This is a genomic window from Peribacillus saganii, assembly GCF_003429095.1.
In the GTDB taxonomy this organism is placed as follows: Bacteria; Bacillota; Bacilli; order Bacillales; family DSM-1321; genus Peribacillus; species Peribacillus saganii.
The window spans coordinates 68,036-92,979 of the sequence record NZ_QVTE01000045.1 but is presented as its reverse complement, the minus strand read 5'-3'; the positions used below and the strand labels follow the sequence as shown (position 1 = coordinate 92,979).

Genomic DNA, 24,944 nt, shown 5'->3' with positions numbered 1-24,944 from the left:
AACTATTTTCAAATATATTGATCTTCTTCCCTCGCAGCATCTAAAACCGCCTCGATGACCTTTTTGATACCTGATGCTGAAAACGAAGAATTTTCAGTGAGTTGCCGGGCAATCCTGCCTTAATCTTTTTTTAGCCGGGCTGACAGCCTGTTACCAATCGACTGGATGCTTTGTACCAAAATAATAAGGATTAACACGGTCGCATACATGACATCAACCTCATAGCGCAGATGGCCAAAGCGATAAGCCAAATCACCAAGCCCCCCAGCACCGACCAGACCTGCCATCGCCGTAGCTCCAATCAAACCGACAGTTGCAATCGTTAAACCAAGAATAATAGACGGCCTTGCTTCACGAAGCATGACATGCCAGATGATCTGCCTTGTAGGAATCCCCATTGCTTCGTACGCTTCAAGTACTCCACTATCAACCTCTAACAGAGATGATTCCATCAGTCTAGCAATATATGGTGCTGTATAAATCACAAGTGGCACAATTACCCCTTGGACTCCAATTGTGGTGCCGACAATCAGCTTTGTAAAAGGAAGAATGAAAAATAAAAGAATGATAAATGGTACAGAGCGAATAATGTTGATGAGCAAGTTTAATAGCTGGTAAATCCATTTGTTCGCCATTGCTTGGCCCGGACGTGTTAAAACTAGCAAAATACCAAGGGGAATGCCTATAATAACCGAGAAGAGAAGCGAAATCCCAACCATTTGAAAGGTTTCTATCATTGCCTTTCCAATAATCGGAAGCCATTGTTCGGTAAACTGTTGATATCTTTCCAATGCTTATCCCTCCAATTCCTCGACTCCGACCCCTTTTTCTTTTAAAAATTGCAAGGAGTCCCTGATGTGTTTTTGATCACCCTCTAGATGGATGACAATATTGCCCACGATGCCATTCTTTAATTCAATGATATTTGCCGTTAAAATATTAGGACTGACATCAAATTGCTTGCTTACGGCCGCAAGCAGCGGCTGTCCGGTTGATTCGCCGACGAAGGTAAGCCTAAGAACAGAGCCTGTTCCTTGTAATTGATTGATTAGCGATGGAGAAAGTTTACGCTGGGCAATCGTGTTCAAAAATTTCTTAGTTGTTTCCCGTTCCGGTTTTGTAAATAAGTCAATGGCAGAGCCTTGTTCGACAATGTCGCCATTTTCCATCACATAGACGTAATCACATATTTTCTGGATTACATTCATTTCGTGGGTAATCAAGAGAATCGTGATTCCCAGCTCTATGTTGATTTTTAAAAGTAAATCAAGAATAGAATCAGTTGTTTCCGGATCCAGAGCACTAGTCGCTTCATCGCTTAAGAGGATTTCCGGTTCCTGGGATAGGGCCCTCGCAATCGCCACACGCTGTTTCTGCCCGCCGGAAAGCTGGCTTGGATAGGAATTTACCTTTTCGGAAAGACCTACAATATCCAGATATTTTTTTACACGATTTTCAACCTCGGTTTTATTGAGTCCAATCAGTTTTAATGGAATAGCGATATTATCATAAACAGTTGCTGTTTTCAGCAAATTGAAGCCTTGGAAAATCATTCCAATATGCTTTCTTTTCTCCGCCAGCTTTCCAGAGTTCAAAGAAGTAATTTCTTCTCCGTTTATGAAAACTTTTCCTGTTGTCGGTTTCTCAAGTAAATTAACACAACGGATCAGTGTACTTTTCCCTGCACCACTATATCCAATCACACCATGTATCTCACCCTTCTTCACATGAAGGTTGACATCTTTAACAGCTTCCACCCTGCCCTTTTTCGTTTCAAACACCTTTGAAACATTTTCAAGTACAATCATGGGTTCACTTCCTTTCAAGAAATACGTAAGCGTCCTGGGGCAATGACGGCACTAGCATGTGTGTGCGCCGGGGCTTTATTTTCCTACGGAAAAAAAACTGCTGGGCGCTGGAGCGAGACCTCATACTAGTTTTAAAAAGTCATACTTTTTATTTTTACAAATGAGTCGAACCATATGGTGCTATGCCATATGGTTCTATTTACTGTGTTTTATCATGAAGCTTCACAGGCAGAATATTATTCCCAGCCTGGAAGGATAGAGCCTTTGAATTCTTCCTCAATAAATGCCTTTACTTCGTCTGTATGGAAGGCTTTTAGAACTTTTTTTACAGCAGGATCGTTCTTATTTTCTTCCCTAACAACTAACCAGTTTACATATGGTGACTCAATTGGCTCCAGGAAGATTCCATCTTGTTTCGGGCTTAAGCCGGCATCAATGGCAAAGTTCGTGTTAATGGCAGCTGCGTCCAATTCAGTCAATTGTTTAGGGATTTGTGCTGCTTCCAGTTCAATAAACTCAATTTCCTTTGGGTTTTCCGCTAAGTCAAGAATCGTGGCTGTTTCCCTTTTGTCTTCTTTAATCTTGATCAACCCTGCTTCTTCAAAAAGATAAAGTGAACGTGTACCGTTTGTCGGATCGTTTGGCAGTCCAACCTTAGCCCCTTTTGGAATATCTTCCAGGCTCTTGTATTCATTTGAATAAATGGCCATAGGATTTAAAATGGTTTTGCCGACAGCAGCTAAATGTGTGCTCTTGTCTTTGTTAAATTGGTCCATAAACGGCTTGTGCTGATAGCTGTTCATATCCAGCTCACCCTCTTCAAGTGCCGTGTTTGGCATAACATAATCATTGAATACCTTTAGTTCAATTTCTAAACCGTCCTTGGCCGCTACTTCTTTAACCTTTTCAACAACCTGTTCATGAGGACCTGCAGTAACACCAATCATAAGTTTTTCTTCACTTAACTGGTTTTCATTTTTTTCTCCAGTTGATGAAGCTTCTTCTTTGTTTCCACAAGCAGTTAATACTCCAATTAGTAAAATCAGAGATAGTATCAATACAAACTTTTTCATGCAATATACCCCCTAAAATTTTAGATCTTTTTTCCAACCCTCTTTTTTTGATATAAAGCCAAAAAGCCTCCCTTCCGAAAGAAGAGAGGCGCACGTTAAAATATATGTATCGTCCTCTCTCATCTTTCAAAACACAATGTGTTTTTGCAGGATTTAGCACCTTTCCATGTTTTAAAACATGAACGGTTGCCGAGCTTCATCGGGCCAGTCCCTCCGCTACTCTTGATAAGAGTTATCAAAATATTCGATTGGTTGGTTATATTGCTACAATTTACAGTATATTTTTTAGAAAGTCAATAAGTTTTTTTAAAAGTGCAAATCGGGTTTTTCTTCAAAATGGACATTTCCCTTTTGAAAAATGAAAAAGAACTACAATGATGCATGATTTCTTTCATCCGTTTGGAGGAGTGCCTCTATCCTTACAGCCTGCTGAATATAGAAACTGTAGTCTTTATATCGACTGAAACCATATACAAAGCCAATTTACTTTATTTTCCTGCGGGAAAAAAGTTGCTGGGCGCTGGAGCTAGTCATCATAGAAAAGCGCAAGCGCCCTGGTTAGCCCCGACAAGCATAAGACAAGCGTTGATAGAAGGCGCTTTTTGCCTTCCGAAACGATTGACTTATGACCTCGAGGGGCTGGGCGCTGGAGCTAGACACATCTGTACTTGTTAAAAAGTTATATTGTCTATTAAATTCTATTAATAAGCAAAAGAAGCAGACCCATTTTGATAGCGGATCTGCCTCTTTTATTGACAGGGGATCTCTCCCCATCTATTAAACTATTTGTCGGCTCCAATGGCGATGAGCGGCAATCGCCTCAACAAAAGCCGAAACAAACTCATTTACATCTTCTCCTACTACTACTCCAGGGCTGTTTGTCATCTTTTCCATTTCCAGCCATTGCTTACCTTCATGGGTAGCTCCGATCGGCTTATAATGATTAAAGGCTTCGTGGATAAAATAAGCAGCATCCTTATAGAACTTTTTACTTTCTGCCGTTCCGCCAACTGCATAAATCGCATCGAACAGGACGGGATCGACCGTTAAAAACGTATGGTTTACCTCAAGCTCGGTTCCATCCAAAGCTTTTAATTTCCCAAGTTTTTCGCTTACGATTTCCGGCTGAACTCCTTCTGCTTGCAAAGCGGCCAGTATAGTCATTACTTCAGCGCCGTTAAAATCATCGCCAATGATGATACCTACTTTTCTTGTATTCGGCAGTTTCTTTGTATTTTCCTGGCTAACAGCCGGTGATGACTTTGTAATGTCCGAACCGCCTGCATTCGGAGGGACAGCACCAATTGCAACGGCAACCGTTCTGGCTAATTCAAGATTAACGTTTGCAAACATATCTACTACTTGCTGCTGGACCAATTTACTCTTCACTTTTCCAAGTTCAAAATTGAAAGCCTGGATGATATGCTCTTTTTCAGGCTGGCTCATGCTATTCCAAAACATCGTTGCCTGTGAGAAATGGTCTTTAAAGCTTTCACTGCGGGCACGGACTTTGCGGCCATCAATCTTTTCCTGGTAATGCACATACCCGCCCTCTGCTTCAGTCGCAGGTGACGGAGTGTTTGCAGCAAGGGAATTATTATGATAGCTTACTTGTCCAACATTTATGGTTTGACGGCTATATCCATCACGCTGATTGTTATGGAATGGGCAAACAGGACGGTTAATCGGCAATTCGTGGAAATTCGGACCGCCAAGGCGAATTAATTGGGTATCAGTATAGGAAAAAAGCCGGCCCTGCAGCAGCGGATCATTTGAAAAATCAATTCCTGGCACCACATGACCCGGATGAAAGGCTACTTGCTCCGTTTCAGCAAAAACATTGTCAACATTGCGATTCAATGTCATTTTACCTATGATCTTTACCGGCACATCTTCTTCAGGCCAAATTTTTGTTGGATCAAGTATATCAAAATCAAACTTGAATTCATCCTCTTCGGCAAGAAGCTGGACCCCTAATTCGTATTCAGGGAAATTCCCCATTTCGATTGACTCCCACAAATCACGGCGGTGGAAATCAGGATCCTTCCCTGCTATTTTTTGGGCTTCATCCCATACAAGAGAATGCACACCAAGCACTGGCTTCCAATGAAGTTTTACAAAATGGGCTTTTCCTTGATCATTAACAAAACGGAATGTGTGCACACCGAATCCTTCCATCATGCGGAAACTTCGGGGAATCGCACGATCAGACAGATGCCACATAATCATATGGGCAGATTCCTGATTATTTGCCACAAAATCCCAAAACGTATCGTGGGCGGAGGCTGCCTGCGGCATTTCATTATGCGGTTCAGGCTTCACCGCGTGAATTAGATCCGGGAATTTGATGGCATCCTGAATAAAAAAGACAGGAATGTTGTTTCCAACCAAATCATAGTTACCTTCTTCCGTATAAAACTTCGTTGAAAAACCGCGCACATCCCGTACTGTCTCAGCTGACCCACGCGAACCGGCAACGGTTGAAAATCGGACAAAAACAGGCGTCTTAACTGTAGGATCCTGCAAAAATTTCGCCTTCGTAAACTCCTTCATCGATTCATACACCTGAAACTCACCATGGGCTGCAAAACCGCGGGCATGAACGATACGCTCAGGAATCCTTTCATGGTCAAAATGCGTCATCTTCTCCCGAAAATGAAAATCCTCCATTAACGTCGGGCCGCGTTCACCGGCCTTTAAAGAAAACTCATCCTCCGAAACCTTTAGCCCTTGATTCGTTGTCATTTTCTTGCCCTGATCATTGACTCGAAACTGCTCCAGCTGCTCCTGTTTGCTGTTGCTATTCATCTTACGCTCATTGGTCATATGGATGGCCCTCCTGGTATGAGAATTATGTAAAAATTTACACCTTATCCCCGTACCCAGATTAGAATTATTTTAAACAAGTAACCACCACAATATGAACAAAAAGCCTGCTGATTAAACATTGATCAACAATTATTTATTCTTCCATTTTTGAATCAGCGGGCCGCTCTCACCATAGACCGGATCTGTATTGGGAACAGGGACATTTTTTATTTCTGGCAAAGCCTGGGCTCTTGCCCCAGGATCTCTCTTTATAAGATTTGGGCTTCTTCCTTCCGGATAAGCACCAACCACCTCGAAATCCGGGTTGCTGCCAATTTTCATGTGTCCCGTTCCTGCTGGCAGCACGATTACATCCCCTGCCTTCAACTCCAGCGTTTCACCCTCATCTCCACCGAAGAGAACAATTGCATGTCCTGACTTAACACCCAATACCTCGTGTGCATTGCTGTGATAATGGTGAAAATCGTAGATGTCTCCTGTCCAGCTGCCCAACCAATTATGCCGGTTGAACGCAGCCTCAATCTCATTCGGGTTATCACTGAAAATACCCTCATATACAATAACCGGAAAATGCTCGTTATTTGGAATCTCTCCATCATCATTAAGAAAAAATGATCTCACCTGTGTTTCCACTGTCTAACGCTCCTTTCTCTTTCCATACCTTGCACCTTTATCTATACCCCGTTTCAAAGAATTATTAGGCCTGCTTTTCCTGCCTCAGCGGAAGGCCATTAGCTTTTTTTGATGAAAAAATGCCTCCAAACCCCTACAACAATGTACGAATTTTGTTGGATTTTGTCGAGAAATCGATATATTTTCAAAGTTGACGATAAAATTTGAAAGTCGCCGATATTTTTTGAAAGTTGACGATAAATTTCCCGAAGTTGACGATAAAAATTGGTTCACCCTTCCCAACAAAAAAATTGTTAGTTCAAGTTACCAATTCTTCGGAAATAGTTGACAATAATGCCATAAAAGTTGACGATAGTCCAATAATTTTTGGAAAAAAGCCAGGGCATTTTAAATCTTTAATAAAAACCAATTTGCTCGCCTCAAAATGGCCATAAAAAAAGATAAACCAAGCAAATTTCGCTTGGTTTATCTCGAATTCTTCTTTAAACCATTACTTTACAAATGTCATTTGTAAATTCAACTGGATCCTGGATTGGCAGGCCTTCGATCAGCAAAGCCTGGTTGTACAACAGATTTGTGTATAGGTTGAGTTTATCTTTATCATTTTCAAAGGCCGTTTTTAATGAACTGAATACCTCGTGATTCGGGTTAATTTCCAATACCTTTTCTGCTTGTACGTTTTGGCTGTTTGGCATGGCTTTCAGGATTTTTTCCATTTCAATCGTCACTTCACCATCAGTAGCCAAGCAAACTGGATGGGATCTCAATCTCTTTGATACTCTTACATCCTTCACTTTTCCTGATAATGTGTTTTTCATGTGGTCAAGGAGATCTTTATTTTCATCGGCAGCTGAATCGGTTTTTTCCTGGTTTTCGTCCGCTTCGATGCCTAAATCACCGCTGGAAACGGATTTAAATTCTTTTTCCTTATATGTCATAAGCATTCTGATCGCGAATTCATCCACTTCATCAGTGAAGTATAGGATTTCGTAGCCTTTTTCAGATACAAGCTCTGTCTGCGGCAATTTTTCAATCCGTTCATTTGTTTCGCCGGAAGCATAATAAATATATTTTTGCTCTTCAGGCATTCTTGATACATACTCACTCAATGTAACCAGCTTCTTCTCTTTGGAGGAGTAGAACATCAATAGGTCCTGCAATACTTCTTTATTCGCTCCGAAATCACTATACACCCCAAACTTTAACTGCCTGCCAAAGGATTTGTAGAATTCCTCATACTTTTCTCTTTCATCCTTAAGCAAAGATTGGAGCTCGCTCTTTATTTTTTTGTTTATGTTCTTTGCTATCAGCTTCAGTTGCTTATCATGCTGTAAGATTTCACGTGAAATGTTAAGCGAAAGGTCCTCTGAGTCGACCATTCCTTTTACAAAGCTAAAATAGTCAGGAAGAAGTTCTGAGCATTTATCCATGATCAGTACGCCACTTGAGTACAGCTCCAGCCCTTTTTCGAATTCCTTTGAATAATAGTCAAAAGGCATTTTTTCAGGAATGTACAGTACCGCATTATACCTCACAGCCCCATCAACGCTGATGTGAATGTGCTTGAGCGGCTTGTCAAAACCGTAATGCTTTTCCTGATAAAAATTATCGTAATCCTCAGCTGTCAGTTCGTTCTTATTCTTTCGCCAAATCGGAACCATGCTATTAATGATTTGTTCTTCCTGATAATCCTCGAATTCGTTTTCGCTGCCTTCCTGAGGACGTCTTCCTTTTACATCCATCTTAATTGGATAGCGGATGAAATCTGAGTATTTTTTAATAATCGATTTTAGACGATACTCCTCAAAATACTCATCATAGCTTTCGTCTTCGGAATTCTCTTTAATTTTCAGGATAATCTCTGTGCCTACCGTGTCTTTTTCAAAAGGCTCAATCGAATATCCGTCTGCACCGGTAGATTCCCATTTATATGCAGTATCGCTGCCTAACGGCTTGGTAATAACCGTCACAATATCTGCGACCATGAAAGCTGAGTAGAAGCCCACACCAAATTGTCCGATGATATCATGTCCATCCTTCAATTCATTTTCATTTTTAAATGCCAAAGAACCACTCTTCGCAATGATTCCAAGGTTATTTTCAAGGTCGTCCTTTGTCATCCCAATCCCGGTGTCCGTGATTGTTAAAGTCCGATTTTCCTTGTCAGCAGATACTTTTATGTAGTAACTGTCTTTGTCAAAAACCAATGTATCATCAGTTAATGCCTTGTAATAGATCTTATCAATCGCGTCACTTGCATTGGAAATTAATTCTCTTAAGAAAATCTCCTTTTGAGAATAAATGGAGTTGATCATCATTTCCAAAAGCCGTTTGGACTCTGCCTGAAATTGCTTTTTTTCCATTGAAGTTTCTCCTTTCATATTCAAATCTTATCTGCTATGCATTTATATTTTAGCACTCTATCCTTTCGAGTGCTAACCCACTAATTAAATAACATAAACTAGAGTTTTCTGTCAATATCTTTTACGCTTGTTCGAATCAAAATGTCCCCACTGATATGTTTACTAAATTCAGTGCTTATTCTATGGGTGCTGAACAATGCCGTTGGCAAAATGTATCCTTCTGCAGTCGACAGACAACCATAAAGTCTGCTACACTTAAATAGTTATTCTCGCTAACTATTACTCTGGTTAATTATTTTGATTGGTAGGAGTGTTTCCAATAAAGACTTTCCATAAATTTTTTCATCAGTTTATCATGCTATACCGTCCGTTTGAAAATCGGCTTAATTTAGAACTCGGCAAGCATGATCTATATCGTGCACAATGGTCCATTTTATACTACTTATTCAATAATGGATCTGCCACTCATGTTGAAATATCCAATTATCTGAGTGTGGAAAAACCCACTGTCACCAGAACCATTACCCGTTTGGAACAACAGGGCTATGTAGAGCATATTCCCGGAAAAGACAGGCGCGAAAAAAGAATGCAGCTTACCGAACTTGGGAAAGCGAAATATTTAGAGGTACGTGTAACGGTTGACCAGTATGAAGAGGAGATTTTAAAAGGAATTTCTGTAGAGGAACAGCAAGAGGTAATCCGGATCATGAACGACATTAGAAAGAATATTTTAAAATAGGGAGCAGAGAAAAATTGAATCTAACCAGACCTAAACTATGGACGAAGGATTTTATCATTGTTTTCTCCGTCAATTTTTTCTTAACGTTTGTCTTTTATTTGTTAGTAGTGATGATAGCTGTCTATGCAGTTGAGGTATACCATGCTTCTGCAAGCCAAGCAGGCCTTGTCACAGGGATTTTTATTATTGGAGCACTGATTGGAAGGCTGTTTATCGGCCGCCTTATTGACACGATCGGCCGGAAGAGGATGCTGTACATTGGATTAGGCTTCTTTACTCTGACGACCTGTTTGTACTTCGCAGAATTAGGCCTTCCCTTCTTGCTCTTTACCCGATTAATACATGGTATTGCATTGGGGATTGCAAGTACAGCAACCGGAACGATTGTTGCCCAAATTATTCCGCCTGCAAGAAGGGGAGAAGGAATCGGCTACTACAGCATGAGCTCTACACTTGCTACAGCTGTTGGGCCATTCATTGGGCTATTTTTGAGCCAACATACAAGCTTCCAAATAATTTTTAGTTTCTGTGTTGCAACTGGAATTTTAAGCTTGATAACCGCACTCTTCCTATATGTGCCGCCGTTGAAAGTCCCCACAGAATCTTCTGCCCAAACAGGATTCAAGCTTTCCAGCTTTGTGGAACCAAAGGCACTGCCTATCGCCTTTATTACCCTGATTGGAGCTTTCTGTTACTCAAGTGTTCTATCATTTATTAACTTTTACGCTATAGAAATCGGTCTGGTTAATGCGGCAAGCTTCTTTTTTATCGTATATGCTGCAGCTGTTTTAGTTTCACGGCCATTTACAGGGCCTATAATGGATACAAGAGGTGCGAACTTCGTTATGTATCCGGCGTTTATCATCCTTGGAGCCGGAATGGTACTTCTCAGCTCTGCAAGCCATGGTGTAACATTTCTAATAGCCGGTGCCCTTATTGGACTAGGCTTTGGAAATATCCAGTCAATTACCCAGGCCATCGCTGTGAAGCTGACGCCTCCTCACCGCATGGGGCTGGCTACATCGACATTTTTTATCTTTCTCGACGCTGGACTTGGTTTCGGCCCTTATCTGCTTGGATTGATCATTCCATTAACAGGTTATAGTACGTTGTATATCATTATGGGGATAATGGCAGTGGGAACTACGGTACTCTACTATTTCCTGCACGGAAAGAAAGAAAAGGCTGAAACAGCGAGTATGAATGCGTCGGGTTCGGTTTGATAGATTAGTAGCAATAGAGAAAAAAACAGCTGACGAATTAACCTTAACTGTCGGAAAGGGTTATTCTTATTTTGTAAATCATTGGCTCATTGTATATAGTGTCTAACCTTCCATAAAAAAAAGACGTACAGACAGATTTCTGTACGCCTTTTTTTTTTATGTTTCCTGCTTTGATCCCTGTTGGCCTTCTTGTTTTTTCATTAACGGCCACAGAGCCAAGATTCCAACCATAAGGAGGAGTGCTGAAGCTGCGTAGATATATTCTATAGGAAGATGGATTTTCAGCCATCCCGCAGCTGACATGGTTATCACCATTGCCCCCATAAAGAGCGGACTCAGTATTCCATTTACTCTGCCTATGAAGGCTTCTTCGGTATTTTGCAAAATCATCGTATTAATTCCGATATGGATACAAGGCATAAACAAGCCGGAGAAAAACTGAGCGGTCAGTGTCAGCCAGAATACGGTTGACAAGCCCATGCCAATGAAGCCGATGGCACTTGCCGCAAATCCAATCGCCAATAGCATTTGCGGGAGCATTTTTTTCGACATGGCCACCGTAACTCCTCCACCAAGAATCATGCCAATCCCGAAAGCTGCCATTAGCCATTGTAAATCTTCTTTAGGAAGCCCCAGCCTTTCTGTGATTAAAAATACACCGAGCGGCTGAGTCAGTCCGATGGCAAGCCCTGCTGCAGCGAAACACCAGCCCAGCAATGTTAACGGCCTGCTATTCCAAACATAGCGAAAGCCTTCTTTCATTTCCTGCATCAATGTTGTTTTAGGTTTTTCAACAATTGGTGCAGGGTCTGCCGGCAGCATTAGCAGGACAGCTGCAGAGCATAAAAACGCAATCCCCATAACGGCTACAGCTGCCAAGATGCCAAATTGCTGATATACAAACGTCCCAAGAACAGGGCCTAAAATCATGAAAAGCGCGAATACAGTTTGGTACATCGACATGCCCATCTGGATAAGCTCCGAAGGAACATGAAGCTTAAATAGCTTCATTCCGGCTGGCTGCGAAAACTGTGAGAGTATGGAAGAAACAAGTGTTGCAAAGAAAATCATTTTCCAGCTGCCAAAAAATAAAGTAAGAAGTACCACTAACACAGAAACCGCGCTTAGAATATCACACCATACCATGGTTCTTTTCGGGCGCCACCTGTCGGCAAAAGTACCCCCTATAAATGAAAACAGAAAGATTGGAGCAAATTCAGCAACGGAGATCAAGGATACTGCAACCGGGTTTTCATTGGTTTTTTCAATCACATATAACAGGATTGAATAGTTTCTGACCCATATCCCAATCTGAAGAAATAAGACTGACAGCAGTATTGTCCTTATTACCTGATTTTGAAACAATGCTCCCATTCCTAATTTTTGATTGTTGGCTATTTCAGACATCAAAAAGCCTCCTATTCCTTTTTCCTGGACAGGAGGCTTGGTTTTGATAACAAAAGAAGACAAAACACACCCAATGGGCATCTTCATGACTCTTTTTGGTTCTCAAAAGGCAAACTAATCCAATCCAGAAAAAAATACTCGTATCTTAATTCTTAAACGAATGTTTTTCTAAATCAGATTAAAAGATCATCGCCCTTTGGTCACCCTTTTCGCATATTAGTATCCCTATACTACATTAATTTACATTGTAAATCAATAAGGGTTTCCGTTTTATTCCAAAAACGAGACTTAACTATTATCTCTCCGGTACAGATCCCGACTTTTGTACCCCGCTCCCAGGATCATTTTCATTTCCTTACGGCGTTTTGCTTTTGTCTCCTCTTGTTTTGCACTATAAACATAACGAGCCCAATCTTTGCGATAGCCTGGGGTAAGTGATTTATAAAAAGAAAGCAGTTCAGGAGTATCCTGCAGGTCTTTTTCCACTTCGGGAATCAACTCGATATAATCATCAACACATTGGCTTGCTTTAGAAGAGGTCTGTTTTTTCTTTGGAGCTTCTTCTTTTAGGCCGACAACCGTGAAGACTTCATCCAATCCAACCATACGCGCGAATTTTATATTGCTTGTCCCAATATATCCATTTTCATCTGCTCCTAACCCAGCTAATAAGTCATCTCGATGAATAAACGTTGGATACACTTTATTCCCCTTTTTCGGATAAGCTAAAAATATATATCCATTCTTATGCAGATATTTTTTTTCAATAACTTTGTTAACTACCTCTGTTAAAGATTTCATATCCAATACAAAAGCAAATATTAAATCATAGGTGCTATCGGATAGCTCTGTATCATACTCTGTAAGTTCTTCTAAATAACTGGCACCTTTCGGTAAATTCAATACCGCTGTTTTTTTATATTTTTTTAAGTTTAGCTTTTCTACTATTGTTTTTACCATTGTAAGTCACCTGACTGTTTTATTCTCATTCTTCTTTAGTGTAAAAGTTTCTATTTTAGTTTGCAACTTTGTATAAGATATAGTGTCTCGGTAAAATTCTCCATGAAAAAGAGACTTTTCTGCAAATTGAAAAGTCTCTTTGTTAAAAACCGTTATTGACTGATTTTCATTAAATCTTAATGGTAAATTTCAAAAATGCAGGCATCGGCTGCAAAAAAATTTGACATAATGCCTCTGTTGAGAAACCTTGCCACTATATAAGGCTGTGGGAGGATAAAAGTTCGGTACTAATAATTTAAAATTCGATCAGATTACTAGGCATGTTCGTGTAGTGTAATACTTTCTATGTGGTTTATAAATCTTCTTAGTTCCTTTACTTGTTCTCTGCTGATATCTCCGGATTCATACATTTTATGAATTTCTGTCCGTACACTATCCATTACCATAAGCCGCAGCTCTTCTTTTTGCTTTTCACCTTTTTCATAACGTGCAGAAGGGGTTTTTAACCGGGCAATACTTTGCTTATAGTCTAAAATCACTGCATTAACAATATCTGCTCTTTCATAGGTTTCAGCATAATTTTGTAAAAATTCAAGGGCAGCCTTCATAGCTCTTAATTGAATAGCTTTGCCTAAATTTAATTTGGCTAATTTGGTTTCATCAGCTTTTCGATACACCCTAAATCGGTGCCATCCTCTTAGTACTTTTCCATAAAGATTTATGGTTTTAGATCTCAAACTGCTGGAAAGGGCCTCTTCTCGGTGATCAAGGGACTTTTCAAAAGCGGCAAAAATCTTTTCATCTATAACGTTTTTATCCATTACACTAAGAAGGTAGCTTCTTTCTGCTTTTAATGCCAATAACCGGATTTTGGTTATCTTATTTTGATACACACTTGCGCTCTGTTCAGCCGAAGCTGGTTCAGGTTGAATTTGATGAAACATAACCTTATATTCACCCATTAATTCATAGGCTGCTGCTTCATTTTCTACATTTACTTTTCCCTTTATTTTATTAATGGCTGTCAGCAATATTCTCCTCTTTGCTTCTATAACATCCATTTGATCTAGCTTTTTCCCCTCGACAGATCTCCTTTTACTTAAAAGCGGCAAAAACACTGTGGCCATTATTAATGTAAACATGATGACTCCCGCTGCAATAAAAAGGATTAATGAGCGTTCCGGAAAGTCCTTTCCGCCGATTACTGTGTACGGCATGGAAAGAACACCTGCCATTGTAACCGCACCGCGGACTCCTGTTAAACTGGTTATTAAGCTTGTTTTAAAGTTTGGTGCGGCAGCCTGTTTTCTTCGATATTCATAATAAGAAAAGAAGTACGTCCAGATAAAGCGAATGCCCAATATGATGAGTCCGATGGCTATCACATATCCAATCATGAGCCAATCTTCAATATTGGGGTTTTCTACAGACTCTCTCATTGAAGAAGGAATATTTAAACCTAATAACAGGAATACGATCCCGTTTAAAACAAACAAAACAATTGACCATATATTTTCCGTAAGAACCTGCTCTTCTGCTCTCAAGACCTCTGTTCTTTTATTCACCAATGAATGGGCAATACCGGCCACGACCACAGCAATAACTCCAGATGCATGTAAAAGCTCTTCAGTAATGATGAAAATGATAAACGGTGTCATAATTTGCAGTAAAGAGTGAAATGTCACATCAAAAATACCTTGTTTACGCAAAATGGAACGTACCCATATGATAAGCAACCCTAGCATAAGTCCCAGTGCAACGCCGGCTAAAAACTTATAAGTAAAGTCAAAAATAGCTTCCTGCAGTGAGAAATACCCTGTGACAACAGCTATTACAGCATAATTAAAAGCAACTAATCCAGACGCATCATTTATTAGCGATTCACCTTTAACAAGATTTAATACTTTGTCAGGAATATGTATCCGGGTAGCAATCCCATTTACAGCTACGGGGTCAGTTGGGGATAAAATCGCCGCTAAAGCAAATGCTGCTGCCAGAGGTATATCAGGTATCATCCAATGAATAAAATATCCGCCACCAACGGTTGTTAAAAGCACCAGAACAATGGCATTGCCAAATATCGGTGATTTCATTTTCCACAATTCTTCACGAGGAAAATGCCTTCCATCATTGTATAAAAGGGGTGCCACAAATAGCAGCAAAAACCACTCTGTTTCTATTTTAAAAGATAGATCCCTGACTATAAGGGCAGTAAAAATCCCAAAAGTTATTTGAATTAACGCTGTAGGAATGAATGGGATGTAATGGCTTATGATATTTGAGATTAATAAACAGACCAACAATAATAATACTGTCATTAATAAATCCAAATTAGATCTTCCTTTTAAAGCACTTTTTTAGGTTTGGTATTTAACAAGAGTACGACATAATTCAGCCATTTTGATGTACAGCGCATTCTCCAGACTTTATATTTAGTGAATACCAGAAAACTTTTATGAATCAAAGTTTCACGTGAAACAATATAGGTCATTAGCAATATTCTAATGTTACACGATTTCTTAACAGCAATTTATTGAAGAAAATCTTGTTGGAGAAATTTTTTCTCACATTGAATAATCGTGATATACCTAAGCTTTTATGACCTGTTATCTGCTATTATGGGGTTGGATTAATAGTACGGTTTGCTAAAAGATTCATTTAGTATTACCTATATTCCTTGTATGAGGAGTAAATAAACTTCAAGGACCATGGAATATAAGGTTTATTGAGTAATTTACAGATTAATATAAGAACATTGCGAGAAATCAAAGGTGATGAATAAATTTGAGCAGCCAATTCCTGTTTAAGATTGGCTGCTCTTTCTGTTCACTAAATGGGCAACTTTTGTTAGCAAATAATAATATCTATGTTTCTTTATCACTGCTATCAAAAATCCTCCCTAAAAAGAAACCATCTATTTCACTTAGTTTCCCCCTCCAGAGAATTTTCCCTTTTGATGGTGTAGGCTTACTGTCTCCGCAATATACCTTAGTATCTTTCATATGGATAAAATAGGCTTCAGACTTATAGGTTTGAGCTTCTTCTCCTGCCTGTCCCAGCTGTTCACTTAACATTTGAGAAAGGTCATTCCCATCTTCAAATGTTTCACTTAGCGCATTGAAATATTCCTTAGCAGATATCATCGTGCCGGTAATGACGGCACCTTTTACGTTTAAAGTAATATCTAATGAGAAATCATGTTTATTCGCTGACTGGACAAAAAACTCTAGAATGCTGTCTTTCATCGTGCCAGAACCCATACTCATCTTTAAGTCTCCTTTCTTAATCCATTTAATTTTAGATAAGTTTCCTCAACCTCCTCATCAGAGAGAACATTTATAACATTCTCCTTTTCCTTAACTGATATTTTAGACTTTGATGTTTTCTGACCTGAATCTTGTTTAGCTTTATCGGATCCACTATTCGAACTTTCTTTCTCTTGGTGTTTTTTTACATCACTATTTTCTGGAGCTTCATTATCTTTGTTTTCTTTATCATTACTTTTTTCTTCACTAAACCCTTTTGCTTCTTCATCATCTTTAAGAGGATTCTTTTCTTTCTCTTTCTCATGGCTGTTATTTTGAGTTTGAGACTGATTTTTTACTTCTTCTCTTTGCTCTTGATTCTCTTTCCCATCGCCAGATCCTTCGTTTCTTTCTTCGTCTTTTTCTGAGTTTTGTTTTTCTTTATCTGTATGACTTTTATTTTGAGCTTCTTGAGAATCATCTTCCTTCTCAGTGTCTAATTGTTTGTGAGTCTCTGAGAAATTCTTGTCATTTGAATTTTTATCTTTTTGATTAGATTCTGATACTTGGCTTGTAACTTTTTCTTGAAGCATTTGTGTTAAAAGCTGTTCGATATTGCCTAAACGGTCCTGGAGTTTTTCATTTTCTTTTTTTAATGATTCGTAATCCTTGTTGGTAGATTGCTCATTGTTGTTCCGATCAGATTCAGGGTTTTTCCTAGCCATATCTGTTTTAGATTGTGCCGCTTGACTGTTCTCTTGATTGACTGTTTGGCCTCTCGATTCCTGACTATCTCCTTTGCCTTTTGTTTCTGAATATCCATCTTCATTGTTCTCTTGGGGATCTTTTTTTGCTTCTGTTACCTCGCTATTTCCATGGCCGCTGGTTTGAGCTTGTGATCCTTCATTCTGGCTTTGTCCATCAGTTTGTGATTGTTGATTTTCATTATTTACAGGGCTTTGTAAATATGAGTGAGACTGGCCATTAGATTCAGATTGTTCCCTTTTCTCGCCCCCATGTTTGTCTGCTTCACTGTTCTTAGTTTTTTGCAAATTAGATGATGCCACCTGTGTGGAATCCTCATTAGTCAGACCTTCCTTGTCGCTCCCGCCATTTTTTTCTTCAATTAGTCTCGTGAGCATTTCTTCTAATCTATCTAATCGATCATTAACGCTGCCGCTTTTTTGATGAGATTTCTGATCATTGTTTTTCGCCTTATTTTCGGTGCCCATTGCTAAGCTTGTTTCATTTTCGGACGATTTTTCTTTATCATTCGAATAACCCTCTATTGCCACATCATTTTTTTTATTAAAAATCTTTCCAGCAGAGTTTTTAATAGATTCGACTGCTTGCACTGACTTATCTTTAACCGATTGGCCTAATCCTGATCCTGCACTTTTCAGTTTATCCGGACTGATATTCTCCATAATTTTCTTTCCATTCTCGGGAGTAGCGATATATCCAACTGCAGCTCCAAATAAGCCCCCTGCAATTGAACGCCTAATTGAGCTGCTATTTGCTCCAATATTGTTTTTTGTTTCCTCAGTCTGATTTTCACTTTCTTTTGTTTTTTCCAAAGTTATAAACCTCCTAATTAATAGTGAATGTCGGTTGTATTTAAACGGTTTGTGGACATGCTCTTTTCAAGAGATTCAAGCCTTTCCTGCAGCCGCTTATTTTCTTCTTCCAGGGCCTTTACAGTGCTATCATTTGCTTTAGAAGTTAAATATGGATCTGTTTCCCACCAGTCCATTCCAATTTCCTTTGCTTTATCAATAGAAGCTACAATCAGTCGTATTTTAATAGTTAACAGTTCAACATCCGCAATTCCTACCGTTATATCACCTGCGATAACTACACCTTTATCTAAGATTTTTTCCAGGACGTCTACAATCGTACTGGACTGCATGGAATGTTCCAACTAAAGTCCTCCTTGCTTTTGTTTGGATTAAAGTAAGCTCCCTAAAGGACCAAGATCAATATTCAAATCTTCAGCATCCAGGCCAAAAATTTCTTTCAGTTCTTCCATTTTTTCTTCCAGATTCGCTAGCGCCTCACCTAAATTTTCAATCTGCTCGTCTGTCAGAGTCCCGCCTTCTACACGTCTAATCGCGTGCCGTTCAACAATTTGCCTCAGCAGTTCAATGACAGTTAAAACTAACTGCGCTAATCCGTGCTCTGCATTGTCAGGATCCAAGTTAATTTTTCCATTTGTTTGGCTGGCCGGTTGCATCAATTAGCTCCTCCCTCTGTCTATCAAATTGTTCTGAAGATACAGCTTTACGATTGCCCTGCTGAGCCTGAACAAGAGATTCTACAGAAGCAATTAGTAGTCTTAAATCTAAATAAACTAAATCGACGCCCGCAATGGAAATGACTAAATCTGCTTTTATAGCAACACCCTTATCAAGGATGACATCCAAAATATCTATTAATGCGATATCCTTGTTTTCTATCGTTTCCCTTAGTGACATATTCTCGCCCTCACTTATGAAAGGCTGGAAAAGTGGTAGGCTGGCCATGGTCCTGTTGCCTCAAACTGCCAACCTTTTTCCTTCATATCCTTTTCAAATTGCTGGATTTGTTCCAAAAACTCCTCTACTTTTGTTTCGGATATTAGATAGACACTATTCCAGGTCATATTATCCTTTCTTCCTGTTACATCATTACTCCACGTTTTTTTTACGTTTCCTTTAAGGGCAAACTCTTTTAAATGCTTATGAATTTTTTCACTAACTTTGTTTTTCTCTTCTTCCAGCTCTGAATCAACCAATTTATCTAGCTTTTTCTTTTCAAAGAATTGTTTGCCTTTTGGCAGTTGGCTAATTTCGGCTCTCTTTGCTTCTATTGTGGGATTGTTCTGGCTCACTTGTTTTTTTAATAACGAATCATCACTGTAGATTTTTAAATTCCATTCTTCATTCCCGGTTATTAAGTCAAAAGCTGCAAGCATTTTTGTTTCATTTGTTTGCACAGCCGTTTCCAAACTGCCTTGATTGTTATATAACGTGCAAAACTTTAATGGAATAATAGTGAAAATTTTCGATAGCTTCATAACCGTTTCGTGATGGTGAAAGGCTTTTTCCTGAAGCCATTCCATATCATTATTAATGCGCTCTTTAATACTCTCTTCCGAGTATTCTTGAGAATCCAGATTACAAACAATAGCTGTTATATTTCCGATAGGAATCGTGTATAAATCTCGTTTGCCATCAAAGCCCTTTACCGCTGGAATCGATGTTTCAGCCGCTTCTTTCATTGGAATTAAACCATATAAATAAACTAGATCATCCATGCTTTACCTGCCCTCACTTCTTCTTTGTCATCTGTTCCCATTGCTCCATTTCCATTCGTTTTGCTACTTCATATCGAATTATTAATTCCTCTTCCTTCGCTTTATAACCCTCTTCGGAAATATCGCCAAGCTCAAACATCATTTGCAGCTGAATCAGCTTTTGTTGAATGGTAGGAAGGTCGTACAGCTCTTTATCTGCCTCTTCTTTTATCTTTTCTCCGATTTTTATCACCAGATTGATAGGTGCAGAGACAAGTTTATGAATCATCAGGCTTCCTCAACTTTTAACCTGATGTTCACAAAGTTATATGCCGCCCAGGGTCCGCTATAGCTGAACTCCACCTTATCCTTCCATTTTTCATATAATTCATTTACTTTCTGATCGAACTCGGTTTCATTATCCTGGTCTACAAGGAAAGCTGCATTTAAAAGCATTTTTTCGCCTATTGGATCATTGGATTTGGAAGCTTCCGCTAACTCCTTTAAAGGATTAAATAATTCCTGTTCTACATCCTGCTTCAAAGAGGTAACGAGTTTTTGAGCAACGCCGCCTAATTGAATTCTTTCATAATAGCTGGCTGCTTCCGATTTCCCTTTGACCGCTTTAGCCATTTTCTCAATCTTCGAATTCTCACTCACCTGAGACTCAAGCCATTCTTTTTTACCAATTACCTTTAATCCAAGTTCAACCTTTCCTTTTATGGCAGGGAAAAGTTTTTCAAATTGCGGATATAGGTTTTCCAGCAGCACACCTACATCTTCTTTTGAGTGAAAAATATTTCCGAAACTAACAGGAATAACAGTCGGATTCTTTTTCATCACAAGAGAAACCGCATTTTGGTGCATCAATAAGTTGTCTTTATTCGGGTGATAGATCTTCATAGGAGCCTCAGCTGCTACTATAGCGGCGTCCTTATACCGAATTGTAAACAGTTCTTTCTTTTCACCTTCGATTTCGATTTCGCCAAAATCTTCATCTGTTTCTGTCTGGATTCCGCAAAAAATGTATACGCCTATCGTTTCTTCATTGCTCATAGTAAAACTCTCCTTTATCCTTAGGTAACCTTCATGTTAATGCATGCTTGTAAAATCATTTTTTCTGCTGTTTTGGTTGGTTCATCCGATTCTATACAGCGGCTCACTTGATGGCCTAAAATATCAGTACAGAGACGCTGGAAGGCTGAATTGGTTCCGTCTATTGGAATATTTTCTTCTGAAGCTAGTCTCGCAATCATTAAGGATGCCCGCAGACTCGGTCCGCTGTCAGCTTTGCATTCCTTGCGCAGCTCCGAGACAAGGGTTGTAATGGCTATGGCAGATTTCATTTCAAGATCCGCTTTTGCTGATACAATGGCAGCCTCATGTTCACGTTCTTTATGATCAATAAAAATGGTAATTAGTCTATCCAGCAAGGCATCCTGTGTTTGATAGACACCTGCATATTCATCAGGATTGCTGGTGAATATCACGCAAAATTCAGGATGAACACGGACAAAAGGTTCAGTCAATTTTGTGCCGTATAAGGGGAGGATTCCTTCTTCTAAGATGGATAAAAAGATATTATTTGCGGCTGGCTGTGAACGGGTAAACTCATCATAGACAAGTGTGTATCCATTCTTTACTGCCTCTAGCAATCGCCCATCCCTCCAAGTCTCAGTAACGCTTTCATCCCTTTTGTAAACAGAACGAACATAGTTATCGACAACTTTTTTGCTCGTATATCCGGTAAAGTCACCAATTAAATCTTTATTGTTTAATTCATGATTCCCGTGTATGAGCATGACGGGTCTTTTTCTTCTTTTTGCCAGAGCGAGGGCCAGAGAGGTTTTTCCGGTACCCGAGGGACCTGTCAAATGAATAGGGTAGCCAGCTTTCAAATATTTTAATGCGCGGGAAAGTAAGTCTTCTGTTTTTTCATCTTGCACAATTTCTCTTGAGTTTTTGTTTATCTGTTTCTTTAAGACTGTCACTTTATTACCTCCTGCTCCCACGTCTACCCTTCATTTTTAATAGAACTTCTGTAACGGATATCCCGCCGTTTATAAGAAGTTACTTCCTTTTCCTGATTTAGATAAACATCATAAACACCAAGCATTTCATCTTTTGCATACCTCTTCATATAATCCTTTTCCTCAATAACCTCCACAGTCAGCTTCCAGCCATTGTTATCGCTCTCTTCTACCGATGTTATTTTATGGACTGGGGCTACAAATTCATTGAAGAAATCAGTAACATTTCCTATAATCTTCTTAATCTCCATTGCGGCCTCCTGCTACATCATGGCAGGCCAGGGTTATCCGCACCCTGGCTGTGCCTTCTTTTCCTGCTAAATACTAAAACGGGCATTGCTTCTCTCATTTGACTGTTCCGGAAGCCCGTTTTCCTCAACTTCATCCCGGAGCAATCCAACAGCCTCTGCGTAACGAAGCCAAGTATCCACACTGGCAATAACCACCCTTGCTTCAACTGTTAAAATTTCAATTCCGACTACCGAGACTCTAACAAATGCATCGATTACAATCCCTTTATCTAAAATTCGGTCAATAACCTCTGCCAAGCTTGAACTATCTGTGCTTTTCTGAACTGCTGCCATTTTGCATTCTCCTTTCATTTTCCATTTAAAATTTAAAGTCTTCCTGTCATTATGAGGATTTGATATTTTCAATAGCTTTTGATTTTCGTAGCACCCCTAATATCCTTGGACGTTTTTATATTGCTAATGCCTTTAATATGTTTAACGCCCTTCACTTTCTGGTCATCGTCATGTTTATTTCTAGAAGAGACCTTTTTTTGAAGTTCTTCCCCTGCTTCTACAACTTTTCCCAGCTTTTCACGGGCTGAGAGTAAAACACTCTGGGTTTTTTCCTTCGCTTCTCCAGCTTTTTCATGGACTTTATCAGCGAATTTATCTCTTCCATGCTCTAGTTTTTCAGTGAATTCATGTGCATTATCCTGAACATGCTCGACAATTTTCTCTTTCGCTTTGTCGACCACAACTTCTTTTACTTTTTCTTTAATAGGCTCCGGAGCATGATCGATTGCACCTTTCGCCACTTTTCCAAAGGCTTTCTTTATTTGATTGTCCATCTAATCCCCCTTTGGGTTCATAGTTAAGAAAAACGTAAACGTACGAATAGTTAAAAATGCTACATTTGCTTTTCCTAAAAAATTGGATTACTTGGATTCCACCAAGTCCCCCAGCATTTTTTCTATTTTTTGAAGCCGCTCATTTAAATTTTTATTCTCTTCCTTGATCTCTTCATAAGGCTGGTCTTGTCCAGCCGAGTTGTTTGACCCGCTGTTTTTCGGCGAGAGCAAGCTTTGTTCAATTTTACTGAGATAACCAGAAGCTAATTGCTTAACGCTGCTTTGTGCTTGGCCAGCCAGAATTTCGTGCGCCGTTTTTCGAAATTCCTGGCCCGCAATTTTTACAAATTCCGATTCACTTAAACTTCTAATAACTTTTTTGCTGGTTTCGCGATTGGCAAACAATCCAATACCAGCTCCCACAACGCCGCCGACTATCGCCAGGTTGATGGAATAATTAGAACCACCTTCCTTTTTCGCTTGCGTTTGGCTGCTGTGTTCAGTTGAATTGTTTCCTTGATTTGAACTGCTTTCAGTTGAATTCTTTTCCTGGTTTTGTTTTTTGGTGTCAGCTTGCTTGTTTTCTTGTGATTGCATACCTTTTTCAGTTTGATTGCGTTCTTCCTTATTCTTAGTTCCTTCGTTATTTTCGCCTACTGCGTTATTTTCAGTTCCTTTCTCATTTTCGTTTACTGCCTTATTTTCAGTTGCTTCTTGACTTTGCATTTTATACCCTCACCTCATTATTGATTTACTTTATACCTGTTAATTTTAGTAACTTAGTTGCGGACTGTGAGTTTGCTCCTTATTGGAAAGACTTTCATCACTTAATAATCCAACCGCCTCGGCGTATCGCAGCCATGTATCGACACTTGCAATTACCACTCGAGCTTCAATGGTAAGTATTTCTATACCCACAAGCGAAACCCTAACGAATGCATCAATTACAATTCCCTTGTCGAGGATCCTGTCAATCACTTCTGCCAGGCTTGAACTATCTGTACTTTTTTGAACACTCATGTCCTTGTCTCCTCTCAAACTTTTATTTTTCAGGAGGTTACTGTGACAACTTAATTATGCGGGTTTAGTTTGTATTTACCTTTAATCGATTTAACTAAACGAGGACTTGATAACCATAAACACCAGTTTTTATGCAATATGACAGGACTTTACTAATTCGTAACATTTAAAATGGATTCTCCCTTTGTTTTCAATAGGTTTTTTACATTTATTACTTTCATTTCACTTATTTTAAAAAATAAAAAAGAACATAGAGACCGATGTTTTTTACAAATAATGGAGTAGTTTTAATAGCCAAAAAAAGAATGACCTTACGTTTTAATGGAAAAATATCTAAGAAGAGAAACAGCTTCTGGTAAAAAGGGTGGTTTTTGGATTTAACCGTATTTATGGGGAACAACTGTAAGAGCTTTGGAGTGAAGGATGTGGTGTCTTAGTGGATTTTTTTCAAAGCCAGGAATCACTTTCTGCCTTTGAGTGGATTCTGCGAGCTGTAGTTGCTTTTATCTTTTTAGTGATCGTGGCTAAAGTCTTAGGCCAGCGGGCCATTTCCCAATTAAGACTGCTTGATTTCGTTATAGCTTTGGTTATTGGAAACATTATTGCCCATCCGTTATCTGACGAACAACTTGGGCTAAAAGGTTCTGTTATTACGACCACTGTATTAGTTTGCTTATATCTTGCGGGAATTTTTATGATCCTAAAATGGCCATGGTTTCGAAGGCAAGTTACACATCCGCCAATAACGATTGTTCAAAATGGAGAAATCCTTTATAAAGGATTAAAAAAAGCAAGAATATCCCTCGATGTGCTATTGGAGGAATTAAGAGAAAAAGCAGTAAAAGATGTGAAGACAGTAGCCTTGGCAGTTTGGGAAGCAGACGGTAGAATTTCTTTCTTTCTAGATCCAAAATATGAACCAATTACACCAGCTATCCTCCAGATGGAAACAGAGCCTTTCGATTTGCCAAGAACGATTATTAAAGAAGGGAAAATTAATTATGAGGAGTTACAACAAACTAAACGAGACGAAGCTTGGGTTACCACCCGATTAGAACGTTTATATCAAATAGAGGTTAAAAATGTTTTGCTCGCTACCCTTAATGCGAAAGATAATTTAAAGGTGTTTTTATATAAGTAAATACTAAGCGGACTAATCTATCCATTTCACTTGCATCAGGATGATTCCGCATACAACGATTCTTCGGTTATCATATCCTGTTATTTTCAGGAGATCATTAGCTAACTCAATCACTCTATAT

The 24,944-nt window shown here is 39.2% G+C and carries 26 protein-coding genes and 1 riboswitch; of the genes, 3 read left to right on the top strand and 23 right to left on the bottom strand.

Annotated elements, in window-relative coordinates; translation table 11 throughout:
- Positions 1–119 precede the first annotated feature (119 nt).
- The 6 genes from D0469_RS15655 to htpG all read right to left on the bottom strand — a co-directional run bounded on the left by D0469_RS15655 (position 120) and on the right by htpG (position 8,706).
- On the bottom strand, positions 120–737 hold the full coding sequence (locus D0469_RS15655; protein WP_117327691.1) for a methionine ABC transporter permease: 618 nt from the start codon (positions 735–737) through the stop codon (positions 120–122).
- A 57-nt stretch (positions 738–794) separates the two neighbouring features.
- The gene (locus tag D0469_RS15650; RefSeq protein ID WP_117327653.1) at positions 795–1,808 is read right to left on the bottom strand and encodes a methionine ABC transporter ATP-binding protein; all 1,014 of its coding nucleotides are present in this window, start codon (positions 1,806–1,808) and stop codon (positions 795–797) included.
- Positions 1,809–2,044: 236 nt separating this feature from the next.
- A complete protein-coding gene (locus D0469_RS15645) occupies positions 2,045–2,881 on the bottom strand; it encodes a MetQ/NlpA family ABC transporter substrate-binding protein (RefSeq protein ID WP_117327652.1) in 837 nt (278 codons plus the stop codon).
- A 116-nt stretch (positions 2,882–2,997) separates the two neighbouring features.
- Positions 2,998–3,113: riboswitch (SAM riboswitch) on the bottom strand.
- A gap of 545 nt (positions 3,114–3,658) precedes the next feature.
- A complete protein-coding gene (locus D0469_RS15640) occupies positions 3,659–5,707 on the bottom strand; it encodes a catalase (RefSeq protein WP_117327651.1) in 2,049 nt (682 codons plus the stop codon).
- A gap of 132 nt (positions 5,708–5,839) precedes the next feature.
- Entirely contained in the window at positions 5,840–6,343 is a 504-nt protein-coding gene (locus tag D0469_RS15635; protein ID WP_117327650.1) for a cupin domain-containing protein, read from the bottom strand.
- 482 nt (positions 6,344–6,825) lie between these two features.
- Positions 6,826–8,706, bottom strand: a complete 1,881-nt coding sequence (htpG, locus tag D0469_RS15630; protein ID WP_117327649.1) for a molecular chaperone HtpG — start codon at positions 8,704–8,706, stop codon at positions 6,826–6,828.
- Between the two features lie 319 nt (positions 8,707–9,025).
- On the opposite strand from htpG, the gene D0469_RS15625 reads away from it, so the two are divergent.
- Entirely contained in the window at positions 9,026–9,445 is a 420-nt protein-coding gene (locus D0469_RS15625; RefSeq protein WP_233523088.1) for a MarR family winged helix-turn-helix transcriptional regulator, read from the top strand.
- Between the two features lie 14 nt (positions 9,446–9,459).
- Positions 9,460–10,668 (top strand): MFS transporter, encoded by a 1,209-nt coding sequence (locus D0469_RS15620; protein ID WP_117327648.1) that lies wholly within the window; start codon positions 9,460–9,462, stop codon positions 10,666–10,668.
- A 156-nt stretch (positions 10,669–10,824) separates the two neighbouring features.
- Here the strand turns inward: D0469_RS15620 and D0469_RS15615 are convergent, their stop codons facing one another.
- From D0469_RS15615 to gvpJ (D0469_RS15535), 17 genes are all read right to left on the bottom strand, one after another.
- Positions 10,825–12,075, bottom strand: a complete 1,251-nt coding sequence (locus tag D0469_RS15615; RefSeq protein ID WP_233523085.1) for an MFS transporter — start codon at positions 12,073–12,075, stop codon at positions 10,825–10,827.
- 288 nt (positions 12,076–12,363) lie between these two features.
- The gene (locus D0469_RS15610) at positions 12,364–13,035 is read right to left on the bottom strand and encodes a YdeI/OmpD-associated family protein (protein ID WP_117327647.1); all 672 of its coding nucleotides are present in this window, start codon (positions 13,033–13,035) and stop codon (positions 12,364–12,366) included.
- A gap of 314 nt (positions 13,036–13,349) precedes the next feature.
- Complete coding sequence (locus tag D0469_RS15605) at positions 13,350–15,365, bottom strand: Na+/H+ antiporter (RefSeq protein WP_117327646.1); 2,016 nt, start codon at positions 15,363–15,365, stop codon at positions 13,350–13,352.
- A gap of 534 nt (positions 15,366–15,899) precedes the next feature.
- Positions 15,900–16,301 carry a gas vesicle accessory protein GvpU gene (gvpU, locus tag D0469_RS15600; protein WP_117327645.1) on the bottom strand — a complete coding sequence of 134 codons (402 nt, stop codon included), beginning with the start codon at positions 16,299–16,301 and terminating at the stop codon, positions 15,900–15,902.
- 2 nt (positions 16,302–16,303) lie between these two features.
- The gene (gene gvpT / locus D0469_RS15595; protein WP_117327644.1) at positions 16,304–17,857 is read right to left on the bottom strand and encodes a YtxH domain-containing protein; all 1,554 of its coding nucleotides are present in this window, start codon (positions 17,855–17,857) and stop codon (positions 16,304–16,306) included.
- Positions 17,858–17,874: 17 nt separating this feature from the next.
- A complete protein-coding gene (gene gvpJ, locus D0469_RS15590; RefSeq protein WP_117327688.1) occupies positions 17,875–18,189 on the bottom strand; it encodes a gas vesicle protein in 315 nt (104 codons plus the stop codon).
- A 39-nt stretch (positions 18,190–18,228) separates the two neighbouring features.
- Positions 18,229–18,513 carry a gas vesicle protein K gene (locus D0469_RS15585; protein ID WP_101596065.1) on the bottom strand — a complete coding sequence of 95 codons (285 nt, stop codon included), beginning with the start codon at positions 18,511–18,513 and terminating at the stop codon, positions 18,229–18,231.
- The gene (locus tag D0469_RS15580) at positions 18,479–18,754 is read right to left on the bottom strand and encodes a gas vesicle protein (protein WP_117327643.1); all 276 of its coding nucleotides are present in this window, start codon (positions 18,752–18,754) and stop codon (positions 18,479–18,481) included. Before D0469_RS15580 ends, D0469_RS15585 begins: the two co-directional genes overlap by 35 nt.
- 14 nt (positions 18,755–18,768) lie before the next feature.
- Positions 18,769–19,575 carry a GvpL/GvpF family gas vesicle protein gene (locus tag D0469_RS15575; protein WP_117327642.1) on the bottom strand — a complete coding sequence of 269 codons (807 nt, stop codon included), beginning with the start codon at positions 19,573–19,575 and terminating at the stop codon, positions 18,769–18,771.
- A gap of 13 nt (positions 19,576–19,588) precedes the next feature.
- Entirely contained in the window at positions 19,589–19,843 is a 255-nt protein-coding gene (locus D0469_RS15570; protein WP_117327641.1) for a gas vesicle protein GvpG, read from the bottom strand.
- Positions 19,843–20,610, bottom strand: a complete 768-nt coding sequence (locus D0469_RS15565; protein ID WP_117327640.1) for a GvpL/GvpF family gas vesicle protein — start codon at positions 20,608–20,610, stop codon at positions 19,843–19,845. The genes D0469_RS15570 and D0469_RS15565 overlap by 1 nt, the downstream gene beginning before the upstream one ends.
- A 20-nt stretch (positions 20,611–20,630) precedes the next feature.
- Complete coding sequence (gene gvpN / locus D0469_RS15560) at positions 20,631–21,545, bottom strand: gas vesicle protein GvpN (protein WP_117327639.1); 915 nt, start codon at positions 21,543–21,545, stop codon at positions 20,631–20,633.
- A 23-nt stretch (positions 21,546–21,568) separates the two neighbouring features.
- On the bottom strand, positions 21,569–21,835 hold the full coding sequence (gvpO, locus tag D0469_RS15555) for a gas vesicle protein GvpO (RefSeq protein ID WP_117327638.1): 267 nt from the start codon (positions 21,833–21,835) through the stop codon (positions 21,569–21,571).
- Positions 21,836–21,901: 66 nt separating this feature from the next.
- Entirely contained in the window at positions 21,902–22,168 is a 267-nt protein-coding gene (gvpJ, locus tag D0469_RS15550) for a gas vesicle protein GvpJ (RefSeq protein ID WP_101596082.1), read from the bottom strand.
- Positions 22,169–22,236: 68 nt separating this feature from the next.
- Positions 22,237–22,662 carry a gas vesicle protein GvpQ gene (gene gvpQ, locus D0469_RS15545; RefSeq protein ID WP_117327637.1) on the bottom strand — a complete coding sequence of 142 codons (426 nt, stop codon included), beginning with the start codon at positions 22,660–22,662 and terminating at the stop codon, positions 22,237–22,239.
- Positions 22,663–22,749: 87 nt separating this feature from the next.
- Complete coding sequence (gvpT, locus tag D0469_RS21730; protein WP_233523084.1) at positions 22,750–23,388, bottom strand: GvpT/GvpP family gas vesicle accessory protein; 639 nt, start codon at positions 23,386–23,388, stop codon at positions 22,750–22,752.
- A gap of 45 nt (positions 23,389–23,433) precedes the next feature.
- Entirely contained in the window at positions 23,434–23,682 is a 249-nt protein-coding gene (gene gvpJ, locus D0469_RS15535; protein WP_117327636.1) for a gas vesicle protein GvpJ, read from the bottom strand.
- 436 nt (positions 23,683–24,118) lie between these two features.
- On the opposite strand from gvpJ (D0469_RS15535), the gene D0469_RS15530 reads away from it, so the two are divergent.
- A complete protein-coding gene (locus tag D0469_RS15530) occupies positions 24,119–24,823 on the top strand; it encodes a DUF421 domain-containing protein (protein WP_117327635.1) in 705 nt (234 codons plus the stop codon).
- Positions 24,824–24,944 lie beyond the last annotated feature (121 nt).